This window comes from Caulobacter sp., from assembly GCF_035254145.1.
Classification (GTDB): Bacteria; Pseudomonadota; Alphaproteobacteria; order Caulobacterales; family Caulobacteraceae; genus Caulobacter.
In genome coordinates this window covers 1-25,426 of sequence record NZ_DATFAV010000318.1, presented here as the reverse complement: position 1 = coordinate 25,426, position 25,426 = coordinate 1, and the positions used below count along the sequence as shown (strand labels likewise).

The following is a 25,426-nucleotide window of genomic DNA, read 5'->3' as shown; positions in this document are numbered from 1 at the left end:
AGCCGAGCGCGGTGTTCGTGCCGATGATCCCCGCCATGATCGCAGGCCTTGCCGGGACGCTCGCCCTGGCCTGGGGGTTAGGTCTCTCCGAACGCAAGCGCCTTGGTCGACTGTCGGTGGAGCCCCTCGAGCCCGTGACCGCCGACGCGCCGCTGGTCGACACCGGCGAGGCGGAGGCCAAGCGGCCCAAGCTCATCTGGTTCAACCTCGCCCTCACCCTCGCCTTGATCGTCGGGCTGGTCAGCGGGGCGGCGCCGCTGCCGGCCCTGATGATGGGGGCCTTCGCAATCGCCGTGATCGTCAACTATCCCGACATCCCGACCCAGCGGACGCGGGTGGCCGCCCACGCCAAGAACGTCCTGGGTGTGGTGCTGCTGATCTTCGCTGCGGGGGCCTTCACCGGCATCCTGTCGGGGACGGGCATGGTCAAGGCGATGGCCGACGCCACCCTGACGGCCATCCCGCCGCAGATGGGCCCATACCTGGCGCCGATCACCGCGCTGCTCAGCATGCCGATGACCTTCTTCATGTCGAATGACGCCTTCTATTTCGGCGTTCTTCCGGTGATCGCCGAGACCGCCGCCAAGTTCGGCGTGCCGGCCGAGGCCATCGCGCGCGCCTCGATCATCGGCCAGCCGGTCCATGGCCTCAGCCCGCTGATCGCGGCCATTTATCTCGTGACTGGTCTTCTGAAGGTCGAGGTCGGCGCGGCCCAGCGGTTTTCGCTGAAATGGGCCATCGCCGCATCCCTGGTGCTGCTGATCGCCGGCCTGGCGACCGGCGCCTTCCCCTTGCGAGCGGCCTGATGGCGGCCGCCGATCCGAAAGAGTTCCTGATGAACGACGGCAAGCTTCCCGATGGCGGGGTCAAGGTGCTGGTGCCCTGCGGGGCGCTGGGGGCGGGCGTGCGGGTCGACGAGGTCGAGGCCGGCTTGGCCGCCGGCGCCCACGCCATCGCGCTGGACGCAGGCTCCACCGACAGCGGTCCGGCCTATCTGGGCACGGGAAAGTCCAAGTACAGCCGCGCTGCGGTCAAACGCGATCTCTCGATCCTGATGGGCGCGCGCGACAAGGCCGGCATCCCGCTGCTGATCGGCTCCTGCGGCACCTCCGGGTGCGACGAGGCCGTCGACTGGACCTTGGAGATTGTCCAGGAAGTCGCCGAGGAACAGGGCCTGCGCCCACGTATCGCCGTGCTCTATTCCGAGCAGGACAAGGCGACGCTGAAGGCCAAGAACGCCGCCGGCCAGGTGCGGGCGTTGGCGCCGCTGGGGCCATTGGACGACGCGACGGTCGACGCCTGTTCGCACATCGTGGCCCTGCTTGGGCCCGAGCCCTACATCTCGGCCCTGCGGGGCGGCGCCGAGATCGTGCTGGGGGGACGCACCACCGACACCGCGGTGCTGGCCGCCGTTCCGCTGATGCGGGGCGCGGCGGCGGGGGCGGCCTGGCATGGCGCCAAGGTCGCCGAATGCGGCGGTCAGTGCACGGTCAATCCGATGAATCCCGGCATTCTGTTCTCGGTCGACGCCGAGGGTTTCGACATCGCGCCCCTGTCGCCCGACAACCGCTGCGAGCCGCGCACCGTCGCCGCCCACATGCTCTACGAGAACAGCGATCCGTTCTATCTGGTCGAGCCTGGCGGCGTGCTGGATGTGACCGGATCGGAATACCGCGCGCTGGACGCGCGGACGGTGCGGGTCACCGGCTCCCGCTGGGAACGCAAATCCTACACGATGAAGTTGGAAGGCGCGGCGGGGGGGCCTTTTCAGACAATCATGCTGGTCGGCATCGAGGACCGCGCGGTGATGGCCGACCTCGACGGCTTCATGGCGCGGATGGACGAGGCGCTGCGCGATCGCGTCCGCCGGACCATGGGTGAGACCGCCGGCGACTTCGACATCTCGTTGCGCGCCTATGGTTGGAACGCGGTCTCTGGCCAAACTCGGCTGCCGGGGACGCCGTCGCCGCTGGAGGTCGGGCTGATGTTTGTGGCCACCGCCAGCACACAAGCTCTCGCCACCCAGATCGCCAAGGTCTGCAATCCCTACTTCTTCCACTTCCCGGTGCGCCGGGACATCGAGCTGCCCAGCTACGCCTTCCCGTTCTCGCCAGCCGAGATCGAGCGAGGCCAGGTGTTCGAGTTCAAACTCAACCACGTCGTGGAGACGGCCGATCCCTTCGAACTGGTCCGTATCCGTTGGGTCGGCGCCGGCGTCCAGGACAAGGAGGTCCGTGATGGTCAAGCTGCATGAGGTCTGCCACCAGGTGCGATCAAAGAACGCCGGCCCATTCTGGGTGACGGTCGATCTGTTCTTCGACGGACCGGAGAGCTACGCGCGCTACAAGGACGCCCCAGGCCTTTCGGCGGCGGCCGTGGCGAAGGTCTTTGGCGTCGATCCCAAGCTCGTGAAGCGGTTCGCGGTCGACACGCTGAGCGTGGTGAAACTCTCCTATCCGCGCAAGGCGCCGCAAGGCGGGACTGTAGAGCGCGACATGCATAGCGGTCAGCAATATGTCCGCCTGCTGGACACTCCGTTGAGCTAAGGCGTCAAATCGGCAAAGGCGAAGCTGGCGACCATTATTGATCAAGGCGCGCCAGCTTCCGTCGTTGAAGCGATGCCAGGGCCGTGCGGCCCCGCGGCGCGCGACCTTGAGGCGGAGCCTGGATTGATGGGGCGCGCGTGACCGCCGAAGGGTTCCCCCGGGGTCGCCCGACCGCCCCCTCCGCTACGGGTGGAAGGGCCAGATCCAGGCGATCAGCCAGGGCGCCAGGAGTAGGATTAGCAGGCTGAGCGGCGCGCCCAGCCGGGCGTAGTCTCCGAACCGGTAACCGCCCGGCCCCAGCACGAGCGTGTTGCATTGGTGGCCGACTGGCGTGAGGAAATCGCAGCCCGCGCCCACCGCCACGGCCATGAGGAAGGGATCGGGCGACAGGCCCAGTTTCTGGGCTACGCCCATGCCGATCGGGGCGGCGATCAGCACTGTCGCGGCGTTGTTGAGGAACGGCGTGGCGGCCATGGCCACGGCCATCATCGCCGTCAGGGTGGCGATCGGCGGCAGCCCATGAAAGGCGCCCGAGAGCCAGGCGGAGATCAGGTCGGCCCCGCCGGTCTTCTGCACCGTGTCGCTGACGGGGATCAGCGCCGCGACCAGCACCAGAACAGGAGCCTCCAGGGCCGCGTACGCCTCACGCATTCGCAAGGCCCCGACGGCCACCACCAGCACCGCCGCGCTGAAGAAGCCAGCCGCCACCGGGATCACGCCGGTCGCCACCAGGGCCATGGCCACCGCCAGGATCGCCACCGGCAGGACTGTATGGCGCACCCCGCCCAGCCGCACCTCGCGTTCGGCCAGCGGCAGCAGGCCCAGCGCCTGGAGCGCCCCCGGCAGCGACTGCTCGGCGCCTTGCAGCACCAGGATGTCGCCGGCCTTTAGACGGATGGTCGCCAGGCGGCCGGCCATTCGGTGGCCGCTGCGTGATACGCCCAACAGGTTGACGCCGTGGGTGTGCGAAAGGGTGACGCTACGGGCCGACTGACCGATCAGGTCGCTCTCGCTGCCGATCACCGCCTCGACAACGCGGACCTCCTCGGTCGGCTCGTTCATGGCCACCGGCCGATCGGCGTCGCGCAGCCGCAGACGGGCGGCGACGATTAGCTGGTTCAGTTCCTGCTGCTCGCCCTCCAGCAGGAGGACATCTCCGGAATGGATCTTGAGATTGGCGTGCGGGGCCTCGATCCGTTTGCGGCCGCGCAGGATCGCGACCACCGAAACCGCGCCTTCGGCCGCTTTTTTCAAGGCGCCGACTGTGTCGGTCTGAAAGCTCCAGTCGTCGGGGACCTCGACTTCGGTGACATAGGCGCTGGCCGCCAGCGCCGCATCGATATCGATGGCCGCCTTGCGGTGACGCGGAAGCAGCCGGTAGGCGAAGGTCAGGTAGACGATGGCGATCACCGTCAAGATCCCGCCGACCGGGAAGAAGTCGAACATTCTGAACGGATGGCCCAAGGTGTGCTGGCGCACCTCGGACACGATGATGTTGGGTGAGGTGCCGACCAGCACGGCCAGCCCGCCGACCAGCGAGGCGAACGCCATCGGCATCAGAAGGCGCCCAGGCGAGACGCCGGTGCGCCGGGCGATTTGCAGGGCGCTGGGCATCATCAGGGCCAGGGCTCCGACGTTCTTGGTGGCCATCGACAGCACCGCCGTGGCCCCGGCCAGCACCGGCGCCTGGGTTCGTTCGTCCTTCAGCCTGGACAGCAGCGGCGCCATCAGCAAATCGACCACGCCAGAACGGGCGACGGCGGCGGAGAGGATCAAGGCGCTGGCGATGATGATGACGATGTCGTTGGCGAAGCCGGCGAAGGCCTCCTTCACCGGGATCAATCCCATGGCCATGCCGAGGGCCAGCGCTCCCAAGGCGATCAAGTCATAGCGCCACCGGCCTAGAATGAAGGCGATGATGGTCGCGCCGATCAGCCCAAAGGCGAGGCCTTGTTGCAGTGTCACGAAAACAGTCTCTCAAGCTAAGCCCGCAGGGGTAACTCGGCCACGAGGCTTAGGTTCAGGCCTGTCTTGGGGAGAGCTTGTGTTACCCAGGCTTCCTGAGCATCTTCGCCCTCCTGTGAGGAAACGCGCTTGAAGACCAAGAGGCCCACCATCGACGACGTCGCCCGGTTGTCGGGCGTGGCGCGCGTGACGGTGTCCCGGGTGCTCAATGGCGGACCCAATGTTCGCGACGAGGTCCGCGCCCGGGTCATGCAGGCCGTGGAGAGCCTCGACTACAAGGTCAACCCGCAGGCGCGCAGCCTGGCGGGCGGCGCCAGCCGACTGCTCGCCTTCGTCTTCGCTTCAGATCCCGATAACGAGCCGAACTCCTATTACGAATCCGCCCTGGAGCTTGGCGCGCTGCGCGCCTGCCTGGCGCTGGGCTATCAGGTGCTGGTCCAGAATGTTCCCCAGCGAACGCCCGACCGGCACAAGCGGGTCTTGGACCTGATCACCACTCAGCGCTGCGAAGGTCTGATCCTGTCGCCGCCGTACAGCGATGACGTCGCGTTGATCGAGGCGGCCTTGGACCTGGGCTGCAAGGTCGTCACGGTTTCGCCCGGCGGGCCCGGCCTGGGCAAGGCCGATGGCGTGGGCGTCGACGATGAGGCGGGCGGGTACGACATCGCTCGTGAACTGCTGCGACTCGGGCATCGGCGATTCGGTTTCATCGCGGGCCTTGAGGGCCACCTCTCGGCCGACCGCCGCCTGGAAGGCTTCCAACGCGCTCTGATCGAGCAGGGGTTGGGGGAGGGCGATTATGTGGTGTCGCGCGGCGACTTCACGTTCCGCTCCGGCGTCGACCTCGCGCCGCGTCTGCTTGACCATCCGCTGCGCCCGACCGCCCTGGTCTGCGCCAACGACGACATGGCGGCGGGGGTGCTGTCGGCCGCCCACGCTCGGGGCCTGAATATCCCGCGAGACCTTTCCATTACTGGCTTTGACGACGCCCCGGTGGCGGCGATCGTCTGGCCGCCGCTGACGACCGTCCATCAGCCCGTGAAGGTGCTGGGGCAGCGGGCCGTCGAACTTCTGGTCGCGCGCCTGACCGGGGCGAACACCGAACCCAAGACGGTATTTCAGCAGCTGGACCACGCCGTCGTCTCGCGCCAGACGACCACCGCGGCCTAGTTCGAGCGTTGTTTCAATCTTGACAACGTTGTCGCGTTGTCGGCAATTGGAAGCGCTTCCATGGAAGCGCTTCCACGGCCTGGCTCGGCCTCATGACAAGAATGATGGATCCGCAAGTGGGTTCAGAGGGGAGAATTCATGCGTAACCGCACGACGAGCGGCGCACGTCCGTCCATTCAGACATTTTTCGCCACGGCTTCGGCGGCCGCCATCACCCTGGCGATCGCGGGCCCCGGCTTCGCCCAGTCGGCGGAGCCTGCGCCAAAGGCCGAGGACGATACGGTCGAGGCGGTGGTGGTGACCGGTATCCGCGCCGGCATCCAGAACTCGATCAACATCAAGAAGAACGAGACCTCGATCGTCGAGGCCGTCTCGGCCGAGGATATCGGCAAGCTGCCCGACGTCTCGATCGCCGAGTCGATCGCCCGTCTGCCTGGCCTGGCCGCCCAGCGCGTCAACGGTCGCGCCCAGGTGATCTCGATCCGGGGCCTGGCCCCGGACTTCACCACCACGCTGCTGAACGGCCGCCAGCAGGCCAGCTCGGGCGACAATCGCGCCGTCGAGTTCGACCAGTATCCGTCCGAGCTGCTGTCCAGCGTCGTGATCTACAAGACGCCGGACGCCCAGGTCTCGGGCATGGGTTTGTCGGGCACCGCCGACCTGCGCACCGTACGGCCCCTGACGTTCGGCAAGCGCGCCGTCGCGGTGAACATCCGTGGCGAGAAGATCGCCGGCAAGAAGCTGAACGACGACGCTGAGGCCTGGGGCAGCCGCTATAGCGCCAGCTACATCAACCAGTTCGCCGACGACACCTTCGGCGTCGCCCTCGGCTACGCGCACCTGGATTCGCCCTCGCAGGTGAAGCACTACAAGGCCTATGGCTACGAGGCGTTCGGCTTCGCCGTGACGCCGGACAGCGCCGACAACGCGCTGATGCTGAACGGTCAGGAGATCTTCGTCACGTCGCGCACGAACAAGCGCGACGCCTTCGTCGGGATCTTCGAATACAAGCCCACCGACAAGATCCACTCCACCCTCGACGTCTACTATTCGACGTTCAAGCAGAACGAGACGACGCGCGGCGCGCAGTGGTTCTCGAACGGCTGGGCCGACAACGCCACCTTCACCGACGTGAAGACCAAGGACCTGGGCGGTTCGTCCTTCGCGGTGAGCGGCCTTCTGCACAACGCCACCCCGCAGTTGCGCAACGACTTCAACAAGCGCTTCGACCAGCTGTTCTCGGCCGGGCTGAACAACGAGTTTCAGCTGACAGACCGCACCCGCCTGGTCGCCGATCTTTCCTACTCCTCGAACAAGAGGAAGGAGCAGATCATGGAGACGTACGCCGGCTACGGCCGTGGTGTCGGCGGCGTCACGCCGGGCACGCCGGACGTGGGCCGCACCTTCGACACGATCGGCTTCGAGGTCGCCGATAACGGCTTCTCGCAGTACAACGAGGGGCTCAACTACGCCGACGCCAGCAAGGTCACCCTGGGTGACCGCGCGCCTTGGGGCGGTTGGGGCCACGACGGCTCCATCCGCTATCCAAAGGTGAAGGAAGACGTCTCGACGCTCGACCTGCGCCTGGAGCACGACCTCGACGGCTTCGTCACCCGCATCGATGCGGGCCTGAACTACACCAAGCGCGAGAAGTCGAAGGTCGTGCTGGACAACGACCTCTTCCTGAAGAATGGCCGTCAGCAGGTCTATGTCGACGCGGGCGATCTCGTCGATCCGACCCAGCTGGGCTTCGCCGGCTTCGGCGGCGTGCTCAGCGTCAAGATCGGCGACGTCTGGAAGAAGTACTACGACTCCGCGCCGATCCTCGACGCCAACTATTTCGACAAGAATTGGGACATTACCGAGGAGGTCACGACCTTCTTCGCCAAGGCGAACTTCGAGGCCGGCGACCTGCGCGGCAACCTGGGCGTCCAGGTCGTCAAGCAGTCGCAGGAGTCCAGCGGCGTCGTGATCAACGGTCTGGCTCCCGGCCAGCCAATCGTGCCGACCAGGGTCAACGCCAAGGACGACTACACCGACGTCTTGCCCAGCCTGAACATGATCTACGACCTGGGCGGCGGTCATCGCATCCGCTTCGCCCTGTCCAAGACCATGGCGCGACCGCGCATGAACGAGATGCGCGCCAACGTCACGCCCGGCTTTAACTCGACCATCTGCAGCGGCCAGCCCTGCGCGCCGGGCTCGACGGTCAATCCATGGTCGGCCTCGGGCGGCAATCCGCACCTCAAGCCGTGGATGGCCAAGGCCGCTGACCTGACCTATGAGTGGTACGTCAACTCGGCCACCTATCTGTCCGTGGCCGGCTTCTACAAGAAGCTCGACACCTACATCTACGACCAGACCCGGCCGTTCGACTTCTCCGGCATTCCGCTGCCGGCCTCGGCGTCCTCGATCCCCTCGAACGTGACCATCAGCAACATCGGCCAGATCACCTTGCCGGCTAACGGCAACGGCGGCGTGCTGAAGGGGCTGGAGTTCAGCGGCGCGGTGGACCTGGGCGAGTTTGCCGGTCTCCTGAAGGGCTTCGGCCTGCAAGGCAGCCTGTCGCTCACCCGGTCCAGCCTGAACCCGACCGTGACCACCGATCCGGTCCGCATCCCGGGCCTGTCGAAGACGGTCTACAACATCACCGGCTATTACGAGCGCGGTGGGTTCCAGGCGCGGATCAGCCAGCGCTACCGGTCGGCGTTCAAAGGCGAGGTCGTGCAGCTCTACGCCAACCGCGGCTACACCGAGATCCTGTCGGATAAGCAGGTCGACGCCCAGATCGGCTACACCTTCCAGGACGGTCCGCTCGAGAACCTGGGGCTCCTGCTGCAGGTCAACAACCTGACGAACTCGCCGTACCGCACGCGGCTTGGCCTGGACGGCGGCGGGACCAAGACCACCAACGGCGGCTCGCTGCCCGAGACCTACGAGAAGTACGGCCGCCAGATCCTGTTCGGCGTCAACTATCGGTTCTAAGCAGGAGGTCGAGCCCGCCGCGCTCCCCCTAGCGGCCGGGCTCGCCGGCTAGAACCATCGGAGGCGGGGCCGCGCAGCCAGCGGCCCCGACCTTTGACCAAAGACGGGAGGCGGGCGTGCAACCGCTCAGGAAGATACTGATCGCCGGCGGCGGCTCGGCCGGATGGATGACGGCCGCGCTGTGCTCGCGCCTGTTCCAGGGTCTCTACGAGATCGTCCTGGTCGAGTCCGAGCAGATCGGCACGATCGGCGTCGGCGAGGCGACCATCCCCGCCATCAAGAAATTCAACGAGCTGCTCGGCCTCGACGAGGACGACTTCCTGCGCAAGACGCAAGGGTCGTTCAAGCTGGGCATCCAGTTCCGAAACTGGTGGCGCCAGGGCGAGAGCTACCTGCACGGCTTCGGCGTCATCGGCCAGGATCTGGGCTGGCTGCGCTGCCATCAGTACTGGCTGCGGATGCGCGAGCTAGGCCGCGCGCCGGCCTTCGACAATCTGGCGATCAATAACGCCATGGCGCTGAGCGACAAGTTCATGCGGGCCCGGGCCGACATGGGCCAGTCGCCGATCGGCCACATCGCCCACGCCTTCCATTTCGACGCCGGCCTCTATGCCAAGCACCTGTCGACCTACGCCCAGGCGCGCGGGGTCAAGCGGCGCGAGGGCAGGATCGTCGACGTGACGCTGCGGCCCGACGACGGCTTCGTTCAGTCGGTCACCATGGACGACGGCGAGGTGATCGCCGCCGACTTCTTCGTCGACTGCTCCGGATTCCGTGGACTGATCATCGAGCAGGCGCTGAAGACCGGTTACGAGGACTGGACCCACTGGCTGCCCTGCGACCGGGCCATCGCCGTGCCCACGGAGCGCTCGGAGCACTTCACGCCTTATACACGCTCGACGGCCCATGACGCTGGCTGGCAGTGGCGGATCCCGCTGCAGCACCGGACGGGCAACGGCCACGTCTACTGCAGCCGCTTCATCGACGACGACGAGGCCGAGCGTGTCCTGCTGTCGAACCTGGACGGAGCCCAGCGCGCCGATCCGCTGCGCATCCGCTTCACCACCGGCAAGCGCAAGAAGATCTGGAACAAGAACTGCCTGGCCGTGGGCCTGGCCGCCGGCTTCATGGAGCCGCTGGAGTCGACCAGCCTGCACCTGATCCAGTCGTCGGTGATCCGCATGGTCCGGCTGCTGTCCGACGCCGGCTTCGACCAGGCGACGATCGACGAGTTCAACCGCCAGACCGACTTCGAATACGAGCGCGTCCGCGACTTCATCATCCTGCACTACAAGGCCACCGAGCGCGACGACACGCCGTTCTGGCGCCAGTGCCGCGACATGGAGGTCCCCGCGACTCTCCAGCGGAAGATGGACCTCTTCCGGGCTAACGGCCGGGTGTTCCGCGAGGACGACGAGCTCTTCACCGAGGAGAGCTGGATTCAGGTCTTCCTGGGGCAGGGGGTGATCCCGCGCGGCTACGACCCGCTGGTTCGCGTCCACTCGGACGATGAGATCGCCCAGTACCTGCAGAACATCGAGACGGTGATCGGCAAGTGCCTGGCCGTCATGCCCAGCCACGCCGAGTTCGTGGCCCGCGTCTGCGAAGCGCCGCCTCCGGTCGCGCCCCAGGCCGGACCACCCCTCGTAACGACATCCTGACCGCACGGAGTAACGCCATGACGACCGCCCAGCCTTCTTCCGCCTTGCGGATTCTGTGCCGGACCACCGCCGCCGTGGCGTTGCTTTCCCTCGCGCCTCTATCGGGCGCCGTGGCCGAAGTCATGCCGACCAAGGGCAGCGCGCCGCTGGCGCCGCGCGTGGGCGACCCAGCTTGGGCGCGCGCCGACGCTTTGGTCAAACAGATGACCCTGGACGAGAAGATCGCCTATCTGCACGGCCTCTTCCCGCCCAACACCAAGCCCGCGCCCGCCGACATGATCCCGTCGGCCGGCTACGTGCCGGGCGTGCCGCGCCTGAAGATCCCGACCTTGCGCGAGAGCGACGCCAGCCTCGGCGTCGCCAACCAGGTCGAGCAGCGCAAGGGCGACGTCGCCACGGCCCTGCCGTCGGGCCTGGCTCTGGCTTCCACCTTCGAACCGAAGCTGGCCTATGCCGGCGGCGCGATGATCGGCTCCGAGGCCCGGGCCAAGACCTTCAACGTCTTGCTGGCCGGCGGCGTGAACCTGACCCGAGACCCATGGGCGGGCCGTAATTTCGAGTATCTCGGCGAGGATCCTTTACTGGCCGGCGAGATGGCGGGCGAGCAGATCAGGGGTGTGCAGTCCAACCACATCGTCTCGACGATCAAGCACTTCGCCCTGAACGCCCAGGAGACCGGCCGCCACGTGATGGACGCGCAGATCGGCGAGGCCGAACTGCGTGAAAGCGATCTGCTGGCGTTCCAGATCGCGATCGAGAAGAGCAACCCGGCCTCGGTCATGTGCGCCTATAACAAGGTCAATGGCGACTGGGCCTGCCAGAACGACTTCCTGCTGAACAAGGTGCTCAAGCGCGACTGGAACTATCCGGGCTTCGTGATGTCCGACTGGGGCGCGGTGCACAGCACGGTCAAGGCGGCCCTGGCGGGCCTCGACCAGCAGTCGGGTCAGGAACTCGACACCCAGATCTTCTTCGGCGACGATCTGAAGGCGGCCGTGGCCAAGGGCGAGGTCAGCCAAGCCCGTGTCGACGACATGGTCCGGCGCATTCTGCACGGGGTGATCACCTCGGGCCTGATGGATGACCCGACGCCGACGAACGCCCAGCCGATCGACTACGACGCCCACGCCAAGGTCGCCCAGGCCGTGGCTGAGCGCGGCTCGGTGCTGCTGAAGAACGACCGCGACCTGCTACCGCTCGCCAAGACCGCCAAGAAGATCGTGCTGATCGGCGCTCACGCCGACGTCGGCGTGATCTCGGGCGGCGGCTCGTCCCAGGTTCGCTCCGTGGGCGGAGCGCCCGTGGAAATTCCGCTGAACGGCGGCGAGGCGGCCTCGTTCGTTCGTGTCACCTGGCACGCGTCCTCGCCGTTGGAGGCGATCAAGGCCGCCGCGCCGGGCGCCCAGGTCGTGTATGTCGACGGCAAGGACCCCGCAGCCGCCGCGGCCGCCGCCAAGGAGGCCGACGTCGCCATCGTCTTCGCCTGGCACTGGCAGACCGAGGCCCAAGACGCGCCCACGATTGCTCTGCCCGAAAACCAGGACGCCCTGATCGACGCCGTCGCCGCCGCCAACAAGAACACCGTCGTGGTGTTGGAAACCGGCGGCCCGGTGTTGACGCCCTGGCTCGACCGCGTCGGCGCGGTGCTGCAAGCTTGGTATCCCGGCCAGCGCGGCGGCCAGGCCATCGCCCGACTGCTGTTCGGCGAGGTCAATCCGTCGGGCCGCCTGGCCATGACCTTCCCAAAGACCGCTGACCAGGCGCCGCGCGCCAGCGCGCCGGGCTTCGCCGAACAGGCCGCGATCGACGACGCCCGCCGCGCCGGCCAAAACGTTCCGGGGATCAAGGGCTTCCCGGTAAAGTACGTGGAAGGGGCCGCCGTCGGCTACCGTTGGTACGCCCAGGAAAAGCGCCAGCCGCTCTTCCCATTCGGCTACGGCCTTTCCTACACGGCGTTCGCCTACAAGAATCTCAAGGTCGAGGACGCGGCGGGGCTGAAGGTCAGCTTCGACGTCACCAATACTGGCAAGGTCGCTGGCGCCGATACGCCGCAGCTGTACGTCACGGCCGGCAAGCGCAAGCCGATGGTCCGCCTGGCGGGCTTCGAAAAGGTCGATCTCGCGCCGGGCGAGACCAAACGCGTCACGCTCACCGTCGAGCCGCGCCTCTTGGCCGACTACGACGTCGCCAAGCCCGGATGGGCGATCGCGGCGGGGCGCTATCCGCTTTATGTCGGCCGCAACGCCGGCGAGCCCGTCCTGACGGGCGCGGCCAACCTCAAGGCCTGGTCGAGGAAGCCCTGATGCGCACGCTCTGCACCGCTTTCGCCGCGCTCGCCGTGGCCGTCCCGGCCGCCGCCGCGCCCAGACTGCAGGCCTGGGTAACGACGGGGGACAAGAGCCAGCTGCTCGCCGCTCAAGCCCCCGCGAGCGCGATATCGGCTCAGGCGGTCGCTGGCCTACCGGTGATCGCCGTCGACGCCAAGGAGCGCCACCAGTCGATCGTCGGCTTTGGCGCGGCGATCACCGACGCTTCGGCGTGGTTGATCCAGAACAGGCTGACCCCCAAGCAGCGCGACGACGTGCTGCGCGAGCTCTATGGCCGCGCCAACGGCGGGTTGGGCTTTAGCTTCACCCGCATCACGATCGGCGCCTCGGACTTCTCGCTGGACCACTACAGCCTGGACGATTTGCCCCCCGGAACGACGGCGGATCCGAAACTCGAACATTTCTCGCTGAAGCGGCCCCAGGAATATGTCTTCCCGACCGTCCGCGCGGCGCTGAAGATCAATCCCGACCTCAAGGTGATGGCCTCGCCGTGGAGCGCGCCGGCCTGGATGAAGACCACGGGCTCGCTCGTGAAAGGTCAACTGAAGCCGGAGGCCTATCCGGTCTATGCCGATTTCTTCGCCCGCTACATTCAGGAGGCTGGCAAGGTCGGCGTGCCCACCGACTATCTCAGCATCCAGAACGAGCCCGACTTCGAGCCGGACAACTATCCGGGCATGCGCTGGCTTCCGAAGGATCGGGCCAAGTTCTTCGGCGATGACCTGGCCGCGGTCTTCCTGCGCGAGAAGATCACGACCAAGGTTCTGGACTGGGACCACAACTGGGATCAACCGCAGCAGCCGCTGACCGTGCTGGCCGATCCCAAGGCCAGGGCCTTCCTGGCTGGCGTCGCCTGGCACTGCTACGCCGGCGATGTCTCGGCTCAGGAGCAGGTGAGGGCGGCGCATCCGGACAAGGACGTTTTCTTCACCGAGTGCTCGGGCGGGGAGTGGTCTCCGAAGTTCGACGATAGCTTCTCTTGGATGGTCGAGCAGCTGATCATCGGCTCGACGCGCGGCGGCGCGCGGGGCGTCCTGATGTGGAACCTCGCCCTGGACGAAAAGTACGGCCCTCACGCCGGCGGCTGCGGCGATTGCCGGGGCGTCCTGTCGATCGACAGCCGGACCGGCGCGGTGACCCGCACCCAGGAGTACTACGCTTTTGGTCACGCTAGTCGGTTCGTGAGGCCCGGAGCGGTGCGGATCGGCTCACCGGCCAAGGTCGGAGACCTGCGCACCGTGGCGTTCCAGAACCGCGACGGCGGCCGCGTGCTGATCGTACTGAACGTCGGCCACGCGCCGGCCAGTTTCGCGATCGGCGACGGCGCCAGGCGGTTCAAGGCCACGCTGCCCGCCAGGGCCGCCGGCACCTTCACCTGGTAGGACGACGACGAAGGCGTGCGCGGGTCACACGGCGTTGAGGGGGATCTTCAGGTAGCGCACGCCATTGTCTTCAGGCTCGGGCAGGTGGCCGCCGCGCATATTGACCTGCACCGACGGTAGGATCAGCCGCGGCATGTCCAGGGTCCGGTCACGCGCCTGGCGCAAGGCCACGAACTCGGCCTGGCCGACGCCCTCGTGAACATGGACATTGTCTCTGCGCTGGGCGCCGATCGTGGTTTCCCAGGCGAAGACGTCACGGCCCGGGGCCTTGTAGTCATGGCACAGGAAGACGCGGGTCTCGTCGGGAAGCGCCAGCAGGCGCTGGATGGAGGAAAACAGCGTCGCCGCGTCGCCTCCGGGGAAGTCACAGCGCGCGGTGCCATAATCGGGCATGAACAGGGTGTCGCCCACGAAGACCGCATCTCCGATCACATAGGCCATGCAGGCCGGCGTATGACCCGGCACATGCAAGGCCAGGCCCTGCAACGCGCCGATCGAAAAGCTCTCCCCGTCCTGGAACAGGTGGTCGAACTGGCGGCCATCACGGGCGAACTCAGGACCCGCGTTGAACAGTTTTCCGAACGCGTCCTGAACCTGGACGATGTTCGCGCCGATCGCCAGGCGTCCGCCCAGGGCGCTTTGCAGATAAGGCGCGGCCGAGAGATGGTCGGCGTGGGCGTGGGTTTCCAGCTGCCAGACGACTTCCAGTTCCTGGTCGCGGACATGGGCGATCAGGGCGTCGGCCGAGCCGTTCGCCGTCCGGCCCGACGCGGGGTCGTAGTCCAGAACGCTGTCGATGATCGCGCTACCCGACGAGCCCGGATCCCGAACGACATAGCTTACCGTGAAGGTCGCCTCGTCGAAGAAGGCCCGCACCTGTGGTCGCGAGGCCGGCGCGGTCAGCGCCTGTTCGATGATCGAGGTCGCTTTGGCCAAGGCGGTGTCGGGCTGTGAAAGCGGCTTGGGCATCGCGGACCTTGGGGTTTCTCTATCGACAGCATATTTATATGCGAATATATGAATATACAAGTCGCATCGGGTAGGCGCGCATGTCCTTGTTCATGATTGTATCGGCGTTGCTGAGCGGCGCGCTCGTCGGCGCGCTGCTGGGCCTGTTTGGCGGTGGCGGTTCGGTGCTCGCTACGCCGCTTCTGCTCTATGTCGTCGGCATCCACGATCCGCACGTAGCCATCGGCACCTCGGCCGCGGCGGTCGCGGTCAACGCCGGAATGAACCTGGTGGGTCATGGCCGGGGGGGCCGGGTCAAGTGGCCCTGCGCGAGCGTCTTCGCCGGCGCCGGTCTGATCGGCTCGTTCCTGGGCTCGACCCTGGCCAAGGCGATCGACGGTCAGCGGCTGCTGCTGGGGTTCGCCTTGGCGATGGCGGCGATCGCGCTGTCGATGATGCGTCGTCCCAAGTCCCAGGGCGATCCCCTGGTCCACATAACCCCGGGCCTGATGTTGAAGCTGGCGCCGTTGGGCCTGCTGACGGGTCTGGCCGCCGGGTTCTTCGGGATCGGCGGCGGATTCCTGATCGTGCCGGGGTTGATGGCGGCGACCGGCATGACCTTGGCCAACGCCACGGCCTCGTCCCTTCTGTCGGTGTCTTTGTTTGGGGCGGCGACCTCGCTGAACTACGCCGCCTCGGGTCTGATCAACTGGCCTGTCGCGGGTTTGTTCATCCTGGGCGGCCTGGCGGGCGGCGCCGGGGGCGTGCGCGGCGCGGCCCTGCTGGCGGACCGCGCTCTGACGGCCCGCAGGCTCTTCGCCAGCCTGGTGCTGGCGGTCGCGGCCTATGTCGCCTGGAAGGCCTTGGGCGGTTGAGGCGTCGCGACCGTCGACCTGTCGACGCCCCAATGCCGCAACGATCTCAAAGTCGCGAAATCGCTCGCCCGCGAGAGTTTGGGCTGGCGACAGGGGCGCGCTTGCGACGCGCGCCATCGACGGAGATCTGACCGCCACCGCGTATATAGATCAGATAGAGCGCGCCCAGGATCGCGAACCCCTCAAGCCGCGGGGCGAAGGGATTGGACGCAAGGATCGTGGCCACGGCGCCGGGCAGGATGGTCGCGCTCCAGATCATCGCCAACAGCAGCGCCGAAAGTCGGGTCCACAGGCCAGCCGCGAGACTCACGCCCAGGACGACCAGGCTCGCGCCGGTCAGTTCCGCCAACGGCTCACCGGCCTGAGTCAATCGTCCGACGCCTATGCCGATGACCGTCAGCCCCACCAGGCCCCGGAAGATGGGATCGGCCGATAGCGCCATCCAGCGCGGCCGGGGCAGGGCGTCATTGAGAGCGGTCAGCATGGGGTGTCTCTCCTGGGGGCGCGACAAGGGGTGGCGGGGTCACGCCACGATCAGGCCTTGGCCGTCCCGCGGTAGAGGTCGCAAAGCGTTTCCAGCACGCGCGCCGCGGCTGGATCGTCCAGCCGGTAGTAGATGGTCTGGGCTTCACGGCGCGTGGCCACCAAGCCTTCGGCGCGCATCTTGGCCAGATGCTGCGAAGTCGCCGACTGGGCCAGTCCGACATGAGTCGCCAGATCGCCGACCGAGGCCTCGCCGTCGATCAGGCGGCACAAGATCAGCAGGCGTTGCTCGCTGGCCAGGAGCTTCAGAAGCCTGGCGGCGGCGTGGGCGCTGGCGGCCAGATCCTGGATATCGTCGGCTGGCGTCGAGAGGGCGAAAGCGGTCATCTGCCTAATGTAGAAGATACGCATGCAGGTTCAAGGCGACCTCATCCAGGCCGCCTGGATGCGTTCCAGGATTGATGTCCAGCATCAGGGTCTCGAGGACTGCGGCCGTTCGGGGCGCTCGTCATCGCGCAGGACGATATAGATCGCCGGGATCACCAGCACGGTCAGGACCGTCGACGAGGCTAGGCCAAACAGCAACGAGATCGCCAGCCCCTGGAAGATCGGGTCGAACAGAATCACCGCGGCCCCGATCATGGCCGCCAGGGCGGTCAGGACGATCGGCTTGAAACGGATCGCTCCGGCCTCCAGCAGCACTTCGCGCAGCGGCCGGTCGCCGGTCTGGCTGTGGCGAATGAAGTCGACCAGCAGGATCGAGTTGCGCACGATGATCCCGGCCAGGGCGATAAAGCCGATCATCGAGGTAGCGGTGAACGGCGCGCTGAACAGGATGTGGCCAATGACGATGCCAACCAGGGTCAACGGGATGGGCGTCAGGATCACCAGCGGCAGGCGGAAGCTCTTGAACTGGGCGACGACCAGCACATAGATACCCAGGATCGCCACCCCGAAGGCCGCGCCCATGTCGCGGAAGGTCACCCAGGTGATCTCCCACTCGCCGTCCCACAGAACCGTTGGTTTGCGCTCGTCGGCCGGCTGACCGTTCATACGGATGTCGGGTTTGGGCAGGGCGCCCCAGTCCGTATTCCTGATCGTCTTGTCGACGGCCATCATGCCGTAGATCGGCGCCTCGTAGGCGCCGGCCAGTTCGGCCATCACCATGTCGACGTCGCGGCCGTCGCGGCGGAAGATGTGGGTCGAGCCAGGTTCGTTCGTCGCGGTGACCACCTCGCCCAGTTCGACGAGACGGCCGCCCTGGCTCTGGGCCACGGGAAGCGCGGCCAGACCCTCGCCCCAGCTGCGCGCCGATTGGGGCAGGCGCACGGAAATCTCCAGCGGATCGCGGCCTTCGCCACGATGAGCATAGCCGACCACCTGGCCGCCGAACGCCGCGCCGATCGAGTCCAGGACCTGCCGATCATCGACCTTCAGGGCTTCGAGCCGGCCGCGATCGGGGACCAGCCGCAAACCGGGGCGGGCTTGGCCGTAGCTGTCGTCGATGTCGACGATATAGGGCACGGACTTGAAGATGGCCTTGACCCGTTCGGATACAGCGCGTCGCGTTTGGGCGTCGGGTCCGTAGATCTCGGCCAGCAAGGTGGCCATCACCGGCGGTCCGGGCGGGGCCTCCACCACCTTGATCGAAGCGCCGGCGGGCAGGGCGACTTTCGCCAGTCGCTCGCGCAGGTCCAGGGCGATGAGGTGGCTCGAACGCTTGCGCTCGCCTTTCTCGGCCAAGGCGACCGACAGATCGCCCTGGTCGGGGCGATTGCGCAGATAGTAGTGGCGCACCAGGCCGTTGAAATTGAACGGCGAGGCGGTTCCGGCGTAGGCGTCGATCGCCGTGACCTCGGGCAGGGTGCGGGTGATCGCCGCCGCGTCGGACAGCGTCCGGCCAGTGGCCTCCAGCGAGGTTCCTTCCGGCATGTCCAACACCACCTGCAGCTCGGACTTGTTGTCGAAGGGCAGCAGTTTCACGGTCACGGTCTTGGTGGCGAACATGGCGCAGGCCAGCAGGGTGGCCAGTCCCACGCCGATCAGGAACGTCCAGGCGCTGCGGCGCGTGGCGATAACGCGGCTGGCGACCTGGCGATAGAGCGCGCCCAGCTTGCCCTCGCCGTCATGACCACCGGCTGGGCCGTGGCCGCCGGCGGCCAGGGTCTTGCGGGCGAAGCGCACCATCAGCCAGGGCGCGATGACCACGGCCACGAAGAACGAGAACACCATGGCCGCCGAAGCGTTGACCGGGATCGGGGCCATGTAGGGCCCCATCAGGCCCGAGACGAACAGCATCGGCAGCAGGGCCGAGACCACGGTCAAGGTGGCGACTACGGTCGGATTGCCAACCTCGGCCACCGCGTCGACCGCTGCGTCGATCCGGCTGCGCCCGTCGTTCATGGCCCAGTGGCGGGCGATGTTCTCGATCATCACGATGGCGTCGTCGACCAGGATGCCGATCGAGAAGATCAGGGCGAACAGGCTGACCCGATTGATGGTGTAGCCCATCAGGTTGGAGGCGAAGAGGGTCAGGAGGATGGTGGTGGGAATGACCACGGCGGTCACCGCCGCTTCGCGCCAGCCGATCGCCAGGCCGATCAGCACCACGATCGACAGGGTCGCCAGTCCCAAGTGGAAGAGGAGCTCATTGGCCTTTTCGTTGGCCGTTGACCCGTAATCGCGGGTGACGGCCACGTCCAGGCTATCGGGCAACAGCGAGCCCTTCAGGGTCTCGACCCGGGCCAGGACCGCTTGCGACACGACGACGGCGTTGGCGCCTTTGCGCTTGGCGATGGCCAGGCTGACGGCCGGGGCCTGACTCCAGGCGCCGTCGAGGCGTGCATAGCGCCAGACGCGGGCCTGGTCCTCGCGCGGGGCCTGGATGATGTCGGCGACGTCGCGGACATAGACCGCCTGGCCGCTGGCCGAGGGCAGGGCCAGCAAGCCAATGTCGATGGCGCTGGTCAGGCTGCGGCCGGCCGTGACGTCGATCGCCTGGCCGCTTCCCCGGATCTGGCCGGCTGGAAAGGCGCGATTGGCCTGGCGCACGGTGTCCATCAGCGCGCCGAGCGACACTCCATGCTGGGCCAGTCGCGCCGGATCGGGCGCGATGCGGATCTCCTCGGGCCGACCGCCGACGATGAACGTCAGGCCGACGTTGTCGACCTTGGCGACCTCGGTCCTGAGCTTGCCCGCCAGCTCGTGGAGCGCCTGATCGGTCCATTGGCCGGCGGCGCCGGGTTTGGGCGACAGGGTCAGTACAAGGCTCGGCACGTCGTTGATGCCGCGGGTCTGGATCAGGGGTTCGGCGACGCCGGCCGGGATGCGGTCGTAGTTGGCCCGGATCTTCTCGTGGATGCGTACGGCCGCGGCGTCCGGGTCGACCCCGACCTTGAAACGGGCGGTGACCATCACCTGATTGTCGTCGGCGAAGGTGTAGACGTGCTCGACCTCGGCGACGCTCTTGACGATGGTCTCCAGCGGCTTGCCGACCAGTTCGATGGCGTCCGGTGCGCGCAGGCCGGGCGCCGCGACCATGATGTCGACCATGGGCACGCTGATCTGCGGCTCCTCCTCGCGGGGGATCGAGATCAGGGCCAAGAGGCCAACGGCGATCGCCGCCAGCAGGATCAGGGGCGTCAGGGGCGACTTGATCGACGCCTTGGTCAGGCGACCCGAAAGGCCCAGATTCATCGTTCGCCCTCCGCCGGCGTCAGGACGTCGCCGATACGCAGGCCCGACAGAACCTCGATGCTGTCGGCGCCGGGGCCGGGGCGGGTCTGGATCGGCGATTCCGAGATCGCGCCGCTAGCGTCGACCAGTCTGGCGTAGTCGACGCCGAACCGGGTGGCGACGTAGCGCCTGGGAATGACGATCGCCTGGCGCTCCCCGATCTTGACGGCCGCGCGCACGCGACGGCCGATCAGGTCGCTGGGCAGATTGGGGGCGGTGACGTCGGCGGTGATCTGGCCGCCGCTGATCGACGGATAGATCTGGGTGATGGTCCCGCGCGAGGCGGCGCCGCGCAGGTCCTCGGCCGCTAGATCGACGGCGTCGCCGACCTTGAGGGCCCGCGCCTGACCTTCGGGCAGTTCGATGCGCACGACGAGCGGACCGGCGGTGATCTTGGCGATCGATTGGCCAGGCATGACCACCGAGCCCAGCGGCACGTCGGCGACCAGCACTCGTCCGGCGGTCGGCGCTAGAATCGCGCCTTGGGCGCCCAGTTCGGCGCTGGCGCCGCGCTGGGCGCGGGCCGCCGCCAGGTTGGCGTTGGCGGCCTTGGCCTGGGCCTCGACCTGATCGAGGCGGGCCTGGGCGTAGACCCCGTGCGAGAAGAGATCTCGCGTGCGGGCCAGGTCGGTCTGGGCGCGGGCGGCCTCCGCGGCGGCGGCGGCGACCTGGGCGTCGAACGCGCCAGTCTGCAAGGTCAGCCGATCATCCTTGATGCGGCCGATCAGCTGGCCCTGGCGGACGATATCGCCCTCTCTGACGTTCAGGGCCACCAGGGTTCCGGAGATCCGGGCCCGGGCCTCGGCCATGTCGCGCGTGGTCAGGGTCGCGGGGACCGGCTTGAGATCGGCCACGGTCTGGGCGCGGATCGTCAGGCGGCTGGTCGCCGGCGCGGCCTTGACCGCCGGCGCCGGAGCCTCCTTGGACTCGCCGCAGGCGCTGAGCAGCAGAGCCGCTCCCAGGGCGCTGATCAGATATGGCCGCGCCGTCATGGCGTCCCCTCCAGGTTCTTTTCTTGGGCCTTGTCGGCTTAGCGGACGGTCGGCAGGCCCGCGGCCTTCCAGGCCATGATCCCGCCGCTCAGGTGTGTGTCGAGGGCCTGACCAGCCTTCTGGCAGTGGCCCACGGCGGTCGCCGAGCGCTTGCCCGAGCCGCAGCTGAACACCACGGTCTTGCCGGCGGGATCGGGCAGGGCGTTCGGGTCAAAGCGCGAGAGCGGGACATTGACCGCGCCATGAATGCGCTCGGCCGCGAACTCTTCAGGCTCGCGCACGTCGACCAGCAGGACTTCCTGGGCGTCGAGAGCGGACTTCACCTGATGGGCGGTGAGGTCCTTGGTCTTGGGCGATCCGAACATCAATGGGTCTCCTGGGAAGGGGCGGGTCCTGGGACCGCGCAGAACTCTCGGGATAGGGTCTCAACCACGGCGCGGGCCTGACCGCTCCGAAGGCCGTAGTAGATGGTCTGGCCGTCGCGCCGGGCCGAAACGACGCCGTCTCGGCGCAGGAGGCCAAGATGTTGCGAGGCCAGGGTCTCGCGAACGCCCAGCGCCTGAGCGAGCGCGCCCACCGATTGCTCGCCGTCGATCAGCGCGCAAACCATCATCAGCCGGTGCGGATTGGCCAGGGCCTTGAGCAGGGCGCAGGCGTCTTCCGCGGAGGCCTTGAGGACGTGAGGCTCAAAATTCATAGTTGCGTATATGCGACTTTGTGCATATTTAGTCAAGCATCGATCGGGACGACGCCACCTCGAATACCTGGGGCCGAACCTGATCCGCCAGAATGGGCCGCCAGGAGTGAGCCAGCCCAGGCTCCAAACCGCGGCGTTGGAGGAACGAGATCATGGCTAGGCCGCGCATCGTCATTCTAGGCGCCGGATTGGGCGGCGCGATCGCCGCGTTCGAGATCAAGCATGCCGTGGGCGACAAAGCCCAGGTCGAGGTGATCTCCCAAGGCGACACCTTCCACTTCGTGCCGTCAAATCCCTGGGTCGCGGTGCACTGGCGCACGCGCGACGCCATTGAGGTCAAGCTGCCGCCGACGTTCGCCAAGAAGGGCATCGCCTTTCGCGGAGTCGGCGCGGCCAAGGTCATGCCCGAGCGCAATCAGCTAGAGCTGACCGATGGCGTGCTGCTTGACTACGACTACCTGGTGATCGCCACGGGACCCGAGCTGGCCTTCGACGAGATCCCGGGCCTCGGCCCGCACGGCGGCTTCACCCAGTCGGTGTGTCATGTCGATCACGCCGAGGCCGCCGCGACGGCCTTCGACCGCTTCGTCGAAAACCCCGGTCCTATCGTGGTCGGGGCCGTGCAGGGCGCGTCCTGCTTTGGCCCGGCCTACGAGTTCGCCATGATCCTCGACACCGAGCTCAAGCGCCGCAAGATCCGCGACAAGGTGCCGATGACCTTCGTCACGTCCGAACCCTATGTCGGTCACCTGGGGCTCGACGGGGTCGGCGACACCAAGGGCCTGCTGGAAAGCGAAATGCGCCAGCGTCACATCAAGTGGATCACCAGCGCCAAGGTCGCCTCTGTCGAGGCAGGCATGATGCACGTCGAGGAAATCGCCGAGGACGGCGCCGTCAAGACGACCCACGACCTGCCGTTCGCCTATTCGATGATGCTGCCGGCCTTTAGGGGCGTGTCCGCCGTGCGCGGCGTCGAAGGTTTGACTAACCCGCGCGGCTTCATTCTCGTCGACAAGCACCAGCGCAATCCGACCTATCAGAACGTCATGGCCCTGGGCGTCTGCGTGGCGATCGCCCCGACCGGCAAGACGCCGGTGCCAGTGGGCGTGCCCAAGACCGGCTTCATGATCGAGAGCATGGTCACGGCCATCGCCCAGAACCTCAAGGCGATCGTCGAAGACAAGCCCGCCACCCACGAGGCGACCTGGAACGCCATCTGCCTGGCAGATTTCGGCGACGGGGGCGTCGCGTTCGTCGCCCAGCCACAGATCCCGCCGCGCAACGTCAACTGGTCGGCCAGCGGCAAGTGGGTCCATTTGGCCAAGGTCGGTTTCGAGAAGTACTTTCTGGCCAAGGTCCGGCGCGGCGAGAGCGAGCCCTTCTACGAGAAGCTCGCCCTGGACGTGATGGGCATCCACAAGATCAAGCCCTGAGAGCGAAAGGCGTTGTCATGAGGCAGCTTGTTTGTCCCGCCTGCGGCGCGACCAATCGCGCGCCGGAAGACAAGAACGCCCTGGCGGCCAAGTGCGGCCGCTGCGGCGAGCGCCTGTTCTCGGCTCGCCCCGTTGAAGTGAGCGGCGCGCAGCTGTCAGCCCATCGGCGAAACACGCGCGGCGTGGCCATCCTGGTGGAAGTCTGGGCGCCGTGGTGCGGGCCCTGCCGGGCGATGGCTCCGCAGTTCGCCGCGGCGGCGGGAGAGCTGGAGCCGGAGGTCAGGCTGCTGAAGCTCAATTCCGAGGCCGAACCCGAAGCCGCCGCGGCCTTGGGCGTCTCGGCCCTTCCGACCCTGTTGCTGTTGCAGGACGGCGCCGTCGTGGACCGGTTCGCCGGACTGTCGAGCGCCGCGCAGATCGTCGCCTGGACGCGCCAGGCCCTGGCCAAGGCGAAAGCCTCGGCCGTTTGAGGAGTTTGATCATGACCATCGATCGCATGGTGCTGGCCTTCGCCGGCTTCGTCGTCCTCCTGGGCGTCGGACTGGCCCATTTCGTTCATCCGTGGTGGATCGCCCTGTCGATCTTCGCCGGCCTCAACATGTTCCAGGCGGCGTTCACCGGCTTCTGCCCGGCCGCGATGCTCTTCAAGAAGCTCGGCGTCAAACCTGGCGTCGCCTTTCGGTGAGTCCGATGCGCGCCATTCTCGCCCTGACCTTGCTGGCCGGCGCCGTCGCGTCCTCGGCCGCCTCGGCCATGACCTTGCCCGAGGCCATCGCCCTGGCGCGGCGCGCCAATCCTGATCTGGCCCAGGCGCGGGCTCAATCCGACGCAGCTTCGGCGCGTCTGGCGCAGGCCCGGGCCGGCCGCCTGCCCAGCTTGACCCTGTCGGCCGAGGGCGCGAGCGGAAAGAGCGATCTTGGCGGCTTCTTCGGCTTTGGTCAGAGCGATGTCACGCCCCGCGCCGCGTCGCTGCAACTGCGCCAACCGCTCTTCAGCGGCGGCGGGGTCAGCGCCGCCATCGACCGGGCAGGGGAGGGCAAGGCCGCGGCCCTGGCCCAGGTCAGCGGCGCGGCGGCCATGCTGAGCGCCGATGTCGCCGCGGCCTATGTCGGTGTTCTCAGCGCCCAGGACATGTTGGCCCTGAGCCAGGCCCAGGTCGTCCAGATGGAGACCATCGCCGCCCAGGCGCAGTTGCGCTTCAAGGACGGCGAGATTCCCCGCACGGAGCTTGATCAGGCCATGGCCCGTCAAGCCGAAAGCCGCGCGGGTTTGGCGCGCGCCGAAGGTCAGCTGGCTAGAAGCCGGGCCCATTTCGTTTCCGTCGTCGGCGCCGAGCCCGATGGTCTGGAGGCCGCGGTCGTTCCGCCCGGCGCACCCTCGTCGCTGGATGAGGCGATCGCGACGGCGTCCCAGTCGAACTCCATGCTGCTCGCCGCCCAGGCGGCCGAACGCGCGGCGCAGGCCGGTGTTCGCTATGCTCGGGCCGAGCGGCTTCCCAGTCTGGCCCTGACCGCCACCGCCAGCAGCGCGCGCGACCAGTTCTTTCCGGGCTACAGGGCCGACGGCATGACGGTCGGCGTCCAAGGACGCTGGACCTTGTTTTCTGGCGGCGCGGTCTCAGGACGCGTCGACGAGGCTGGCGCGGAGCTCCGGGCCGCTCGGGCGCGTCTGGACGCGGCGCGGACCCAAGTGCGCGAGGCGGTCATCGTCGCCTGGGGCGATGTCGCCACGGCGCGTGCGGTGGTGCTGGCCGCGACCGACCAGGCCAGCGCCGCGACCAGCGCCTTGGACAGCGTGCGCAACGAAGTGCGGGTCGGGCAAAAGCCCGTCCTGGATCTTCTCGACGCCGAACGCGAGGCCCTGGCCGCGCGAAGCGCCCTGGTCGTCGCGCGCGGCGAAGCGACGGTTTCGGCCTATCGTCTCAACGCGCTGCTGCAGGGGCAGTAAGCCGCCGATTCCTGGGCCGAAGCTTGACCCTCGCCGACGCGCGCCTACGATTTGCTCGGTGGCGGAGGAAACAGCAGCCATGACGTCCTTCTATGATCGCCATGTTCTGCCTCGCCTCATCGGCTGCGCCTGCGGCGCGGGGGCGATCGCCAGACAGCGCGCCAAGGTCGTTCCTCGCGCCCGGGGTCGGGTTCTCGAACTGGGGATCGGCGGCGGACTGAATCTGGCCTTCTATGATCCGGCGCGGGTGAGCAACGTCACCGGAGTCGATCCCTCGGAG

The 25,426-nt window shown here is 67.4% G+C and carries 21 protein-coding genes and 1 pseudogene; 14 read left to right on the top strand and 8 right to left on the bottom strand.

Translation table 11 applies throughout. From position 1 onward, the window contains the following. The 3 genes from VJ655_RS19040 to VJ655_RS19030 form a co-directional block, all read left to right on the top strand. Nucleotides 1-806 (top strand): citrate:proton symporter (locus tag VJ655_RS19040; protein WP_324113821.1); only part of this gene is annotated, 806 nt, incomplete at its 5' end. Continuing rightward, the gene (locus VJ655_RS19035) at nt 806-2,254 is read left to right on the top strand and encodes an acyclic terpene utilization AtuA family protein (protein WP_324113819.1); all 1,449 of its coding nucleotides are present in this window, start codon (nt 806-808) and stop codon (nt 2,252-2,254) included. The genes VJ655_RS19040 and VJ655_RS19035, both read left to right, overlap by 1 nt. Continuing rightward, entirely contained in the window at nt 2,238-2,546 is a 309-nt protein-coding gene (locus VJ655_RS19030) for a DUF4387 domain-containing protein (RefSeq protein WP_324113817.1), read from the top strand. The genes VJ655_RS19035 and VJ655_RS19030 overlap by 17 nt, the downstream gene beginning before the upstream one ends. 183 nt (nt 2,547-2,729) lie before the next feature. On the opposite strand, the gene VJ655_RS19025 is transcribed toward VJ655_RS19030, so the two are convergent. Next, a complete protein-coding gene (locus VJ655_RS19025) occupies nt 2,730-4,511 on the bottom strand; it encodes an SLC13 family permease (RefSeq protein ID WP_324113815.1) in 1,782 nt (593 codons plus the stop codon). A gap of 129 nt (nt 4,512-4,640) precedes the next feature. On the opposite strand from VJ655_RS19025, the gene VJ655_RS19020 reads away from it, so the two are divergent. From VJ655_RS19020 to VJ655_RS19000, 5 genes are all read left to right on the top strand, one after another. Next, nucleotides 4,641-5,681: a LacI family DNA-binding transcriptional regulator gene (locus VJ655_RS19020; RefSeq protein ID WP_324113813.1), complete on the top strand. Its 1,041-nt coding sequence runs from the start codon at nt 4,641-4,643 to the stop codon at nt 5,679-5,681. Nucleotides 5,682-5,819: 138 nt separating this feature from the next. Further along, a complete protein-coding gene (locus VJ655_RS19015) occupies nt 5,820-8,666 on the top strand; it encodes a TonB-dependent receptor (RefSeq protein WP_324113811.1) in 2,847 nt (948 codons plus the stop codon). 116 nt (nt 8,667-8,782) lie between these two features. Further along, on the top strand, nt 8,783-10,327 hold the full coding sequence (locus tag VJ655_RS19010) for a tryptophan halogenase family protein (RefSeq protein ID WP_324113809.1): 1,545 nt from the start codon (nt 8,783-8,785) through the stop codon (nt 10,325-10,327). Nucleotides 10,328-10,344: 17 nt separating this feature from the next. After that, nucleotides 10,345-12,630, top strand: coding sequence for a beta-glucosidase (locus VJ655_RS19005; RefSeq protein WP_324113807.1), 2,286 nt, complete (start codon nt 10,345-10,347; stop codon nt 12,628-12,630). Then, nucleotides 12,630-14,036, top strand: coding sequence for a glycoside hydrolase family 30 protein (locus VJ655_RS19000; RefSeq protein WP_324113805.1), 1,407 nt, complete (start codon nt 12,630-12,632; stop codon nt 14,034-14,036). Before VJ655_RS19005 ends, VJ655_RS19000 begins: the two co-directional genes overlap by 1 nt. Nucleotides 14,037-14,060: 24 nt before the next feature. On the opposite strand, the gene VJ655_RS18995 is transcribed toward VJ655_RS19000, so the two are convergent. After that, complete coding sequence (locus VJ655_RS18995) at nt 14,061-15,005, bottom strand: MBL fold metallo-hydrolase (protein WP_324113803.1); 945 nt, start codon at nt 15,003-15,005, stop codon at nt 14,061-14,063. A gap of 80 nt (nt 15,006-15,085) precedes the next feature. On the opposite strand from VJ655_RS18995, the gene VJ655_RS18990 reads away from it, so the two are divergent. Beyond that, nucleotides 15,086-15,859 (top strand): sulfite exporter TauE/SafE family protein, encoded by a 774-nt coding sequence (locus VJ655_RS18990; protein WP_324113801.1) that lies wholly within the window; start codon nt 15,086-15,088, stop codon nt 15,857-15,859. Nucleotides 15,860-15,905: 46 nt separating this feature from the next. On the opposite strand, the gene VJ655_RS18985 is transcribed toward VJ655_RS18990, so the two are convergent. The 6 genes from VJ655_RS18985 to VJ655_RS18960 all read right to left on the bottom strand — a co-directional run bounded on the left by VJ655_RS18985 (nt 15,906) and on the right by VJ655_RS18960 (nt 21,766). Then, entirely contained in the window at nt 15,906-16,343 is a 438-nt protein-coding gene (locus tag VJ655_RS18985) for a DoxX family protein (RefSeq protein ID WP_324113799.1), read from the bottom strand. A gap of 50 nt (nt 16,344-16,393) precedes the next feature. Next, on the bottom strand, nt 16,394-16,729 hold the full coding sequence (locus tag VJ655_RS18980; protein ID WP_324113797.1) for a metalloregulator ArsR/SmtB family transcription factor: 336 nt from the start codon (nt 16,727-16,729) through the stop codon (nt 16,394-16,396). An 84-nt stretch (nt 16,730-16,813) separates the two neighbouring features. Beyond that, entirely contained in the window at nt 16,814-20,038 is a 3,225-nt protein-coding gene (locus VJ655_RS18975) for an efflux RND transporter permease subunit (protein WP_324113795.1), read from the bottom strand. Next, nucleotides 20,035-21,069: an efflux RND transporter periplasmic adaptor subunit gene (locus VJ655_RS18970; protein WP_324113793.1), complete on the bottom strand. Its 1,035-nt coding sequence runs from the start codon at nt 21,067-21,069 to the stop codon at nt 20,035-20,037. The genes VJ655_RS18975 and VJ655_RS18970 overlap by 4 nt, the downstream gene beginning before the upstream one ends. Nucleotides 21,070-21,107: 38 nt before the next feature. Beyond that, complete coding sequence (locus VJ655_RS18965; protein ID WP_324113791.1) at nt 21,108-21,434, bottom strand: rhodanese-like domain-containing protein; 327 nt, start codon at nt 21,432-21,434, stop codon at nt 21,108-21,110. Further along, complete coding sequence (locus tag VJ655_RS18960; RefSeq protein ID WP_324113789.1) at nt 21,434-21,766, bottom strand: metalloregulator ArsR/SmtB family transcription factor; 333 nt, start codon at nt 21,764-21,766, stop codon at nt 21,434-21,436. The genes VJ655_RS18965 and VJ655_RS18960 overlap by 1 nt, the downstream gene beginning before the upstream one ends. Before the next feature lie 152 nt (nt 21,767-21,918). Between VJ655_RS18960 and VJ655_RS18955 the strand changes: the two genes are divergently transcribed. From VJ655_RS18955 to VJ655_RS18935, 5 genes and pseudogenes are all read left to right on the top strand, one after another. Then, on the top strand, nt 21,919-23,199 hold the full coding sequence (locus VJ655_RS18955) for an FAD/NAD(P)-binding oxidoreductase (RefSeq protein WP_324113787.1): 1,281 nt from the start codon (nt 21,919-21,921) through the stop codon (nt 23,197-23,199). 17 nt (nt 23,200-23,216) lie between these two features. After that, entirely contained in the window at nt 23,217-23,669 is a 453-nt protein-coding gene (locus VJ655_RS18950) for a thioredoxin domain-containing protein (RefSeq protein WP_324113785.1), read from the top strand. Nucleotides 23,670-23,680: 11 nt separating this feature from the next. After that, nucleotides 23,681-23,884 (top strand): DUF2892 domain-containing protein, encoded by a 204-nt coding sequence (locus VJ655_RS18945; RefSeq protein WP_324113783.1) that lies wholly within the window; start codon nt 23,681-23,683, stop codon nt 23,882-23,884. Between the two features lie 5 nt (nt 23,885-23,889). Next, nucleotides 23,890-25,146: a TolC family outer membrane protein gene (locus tag VJ655_RS18940; RefSeq protein ID WP_324113781.1), complete on the top strand. Its 1,257-nt coding sequence runs from the start codon at nt 23,890-23,892 to the stop codon at nt 25,144-25,146. Between the two features lie 79 nt (nt 25,147-25,225). After that, nucleotides 25,226-25,426: pseudogene (locus VJ655_RS18935) on the top strand (SAM-dependent methyltransferase); the annotation flags it as partial.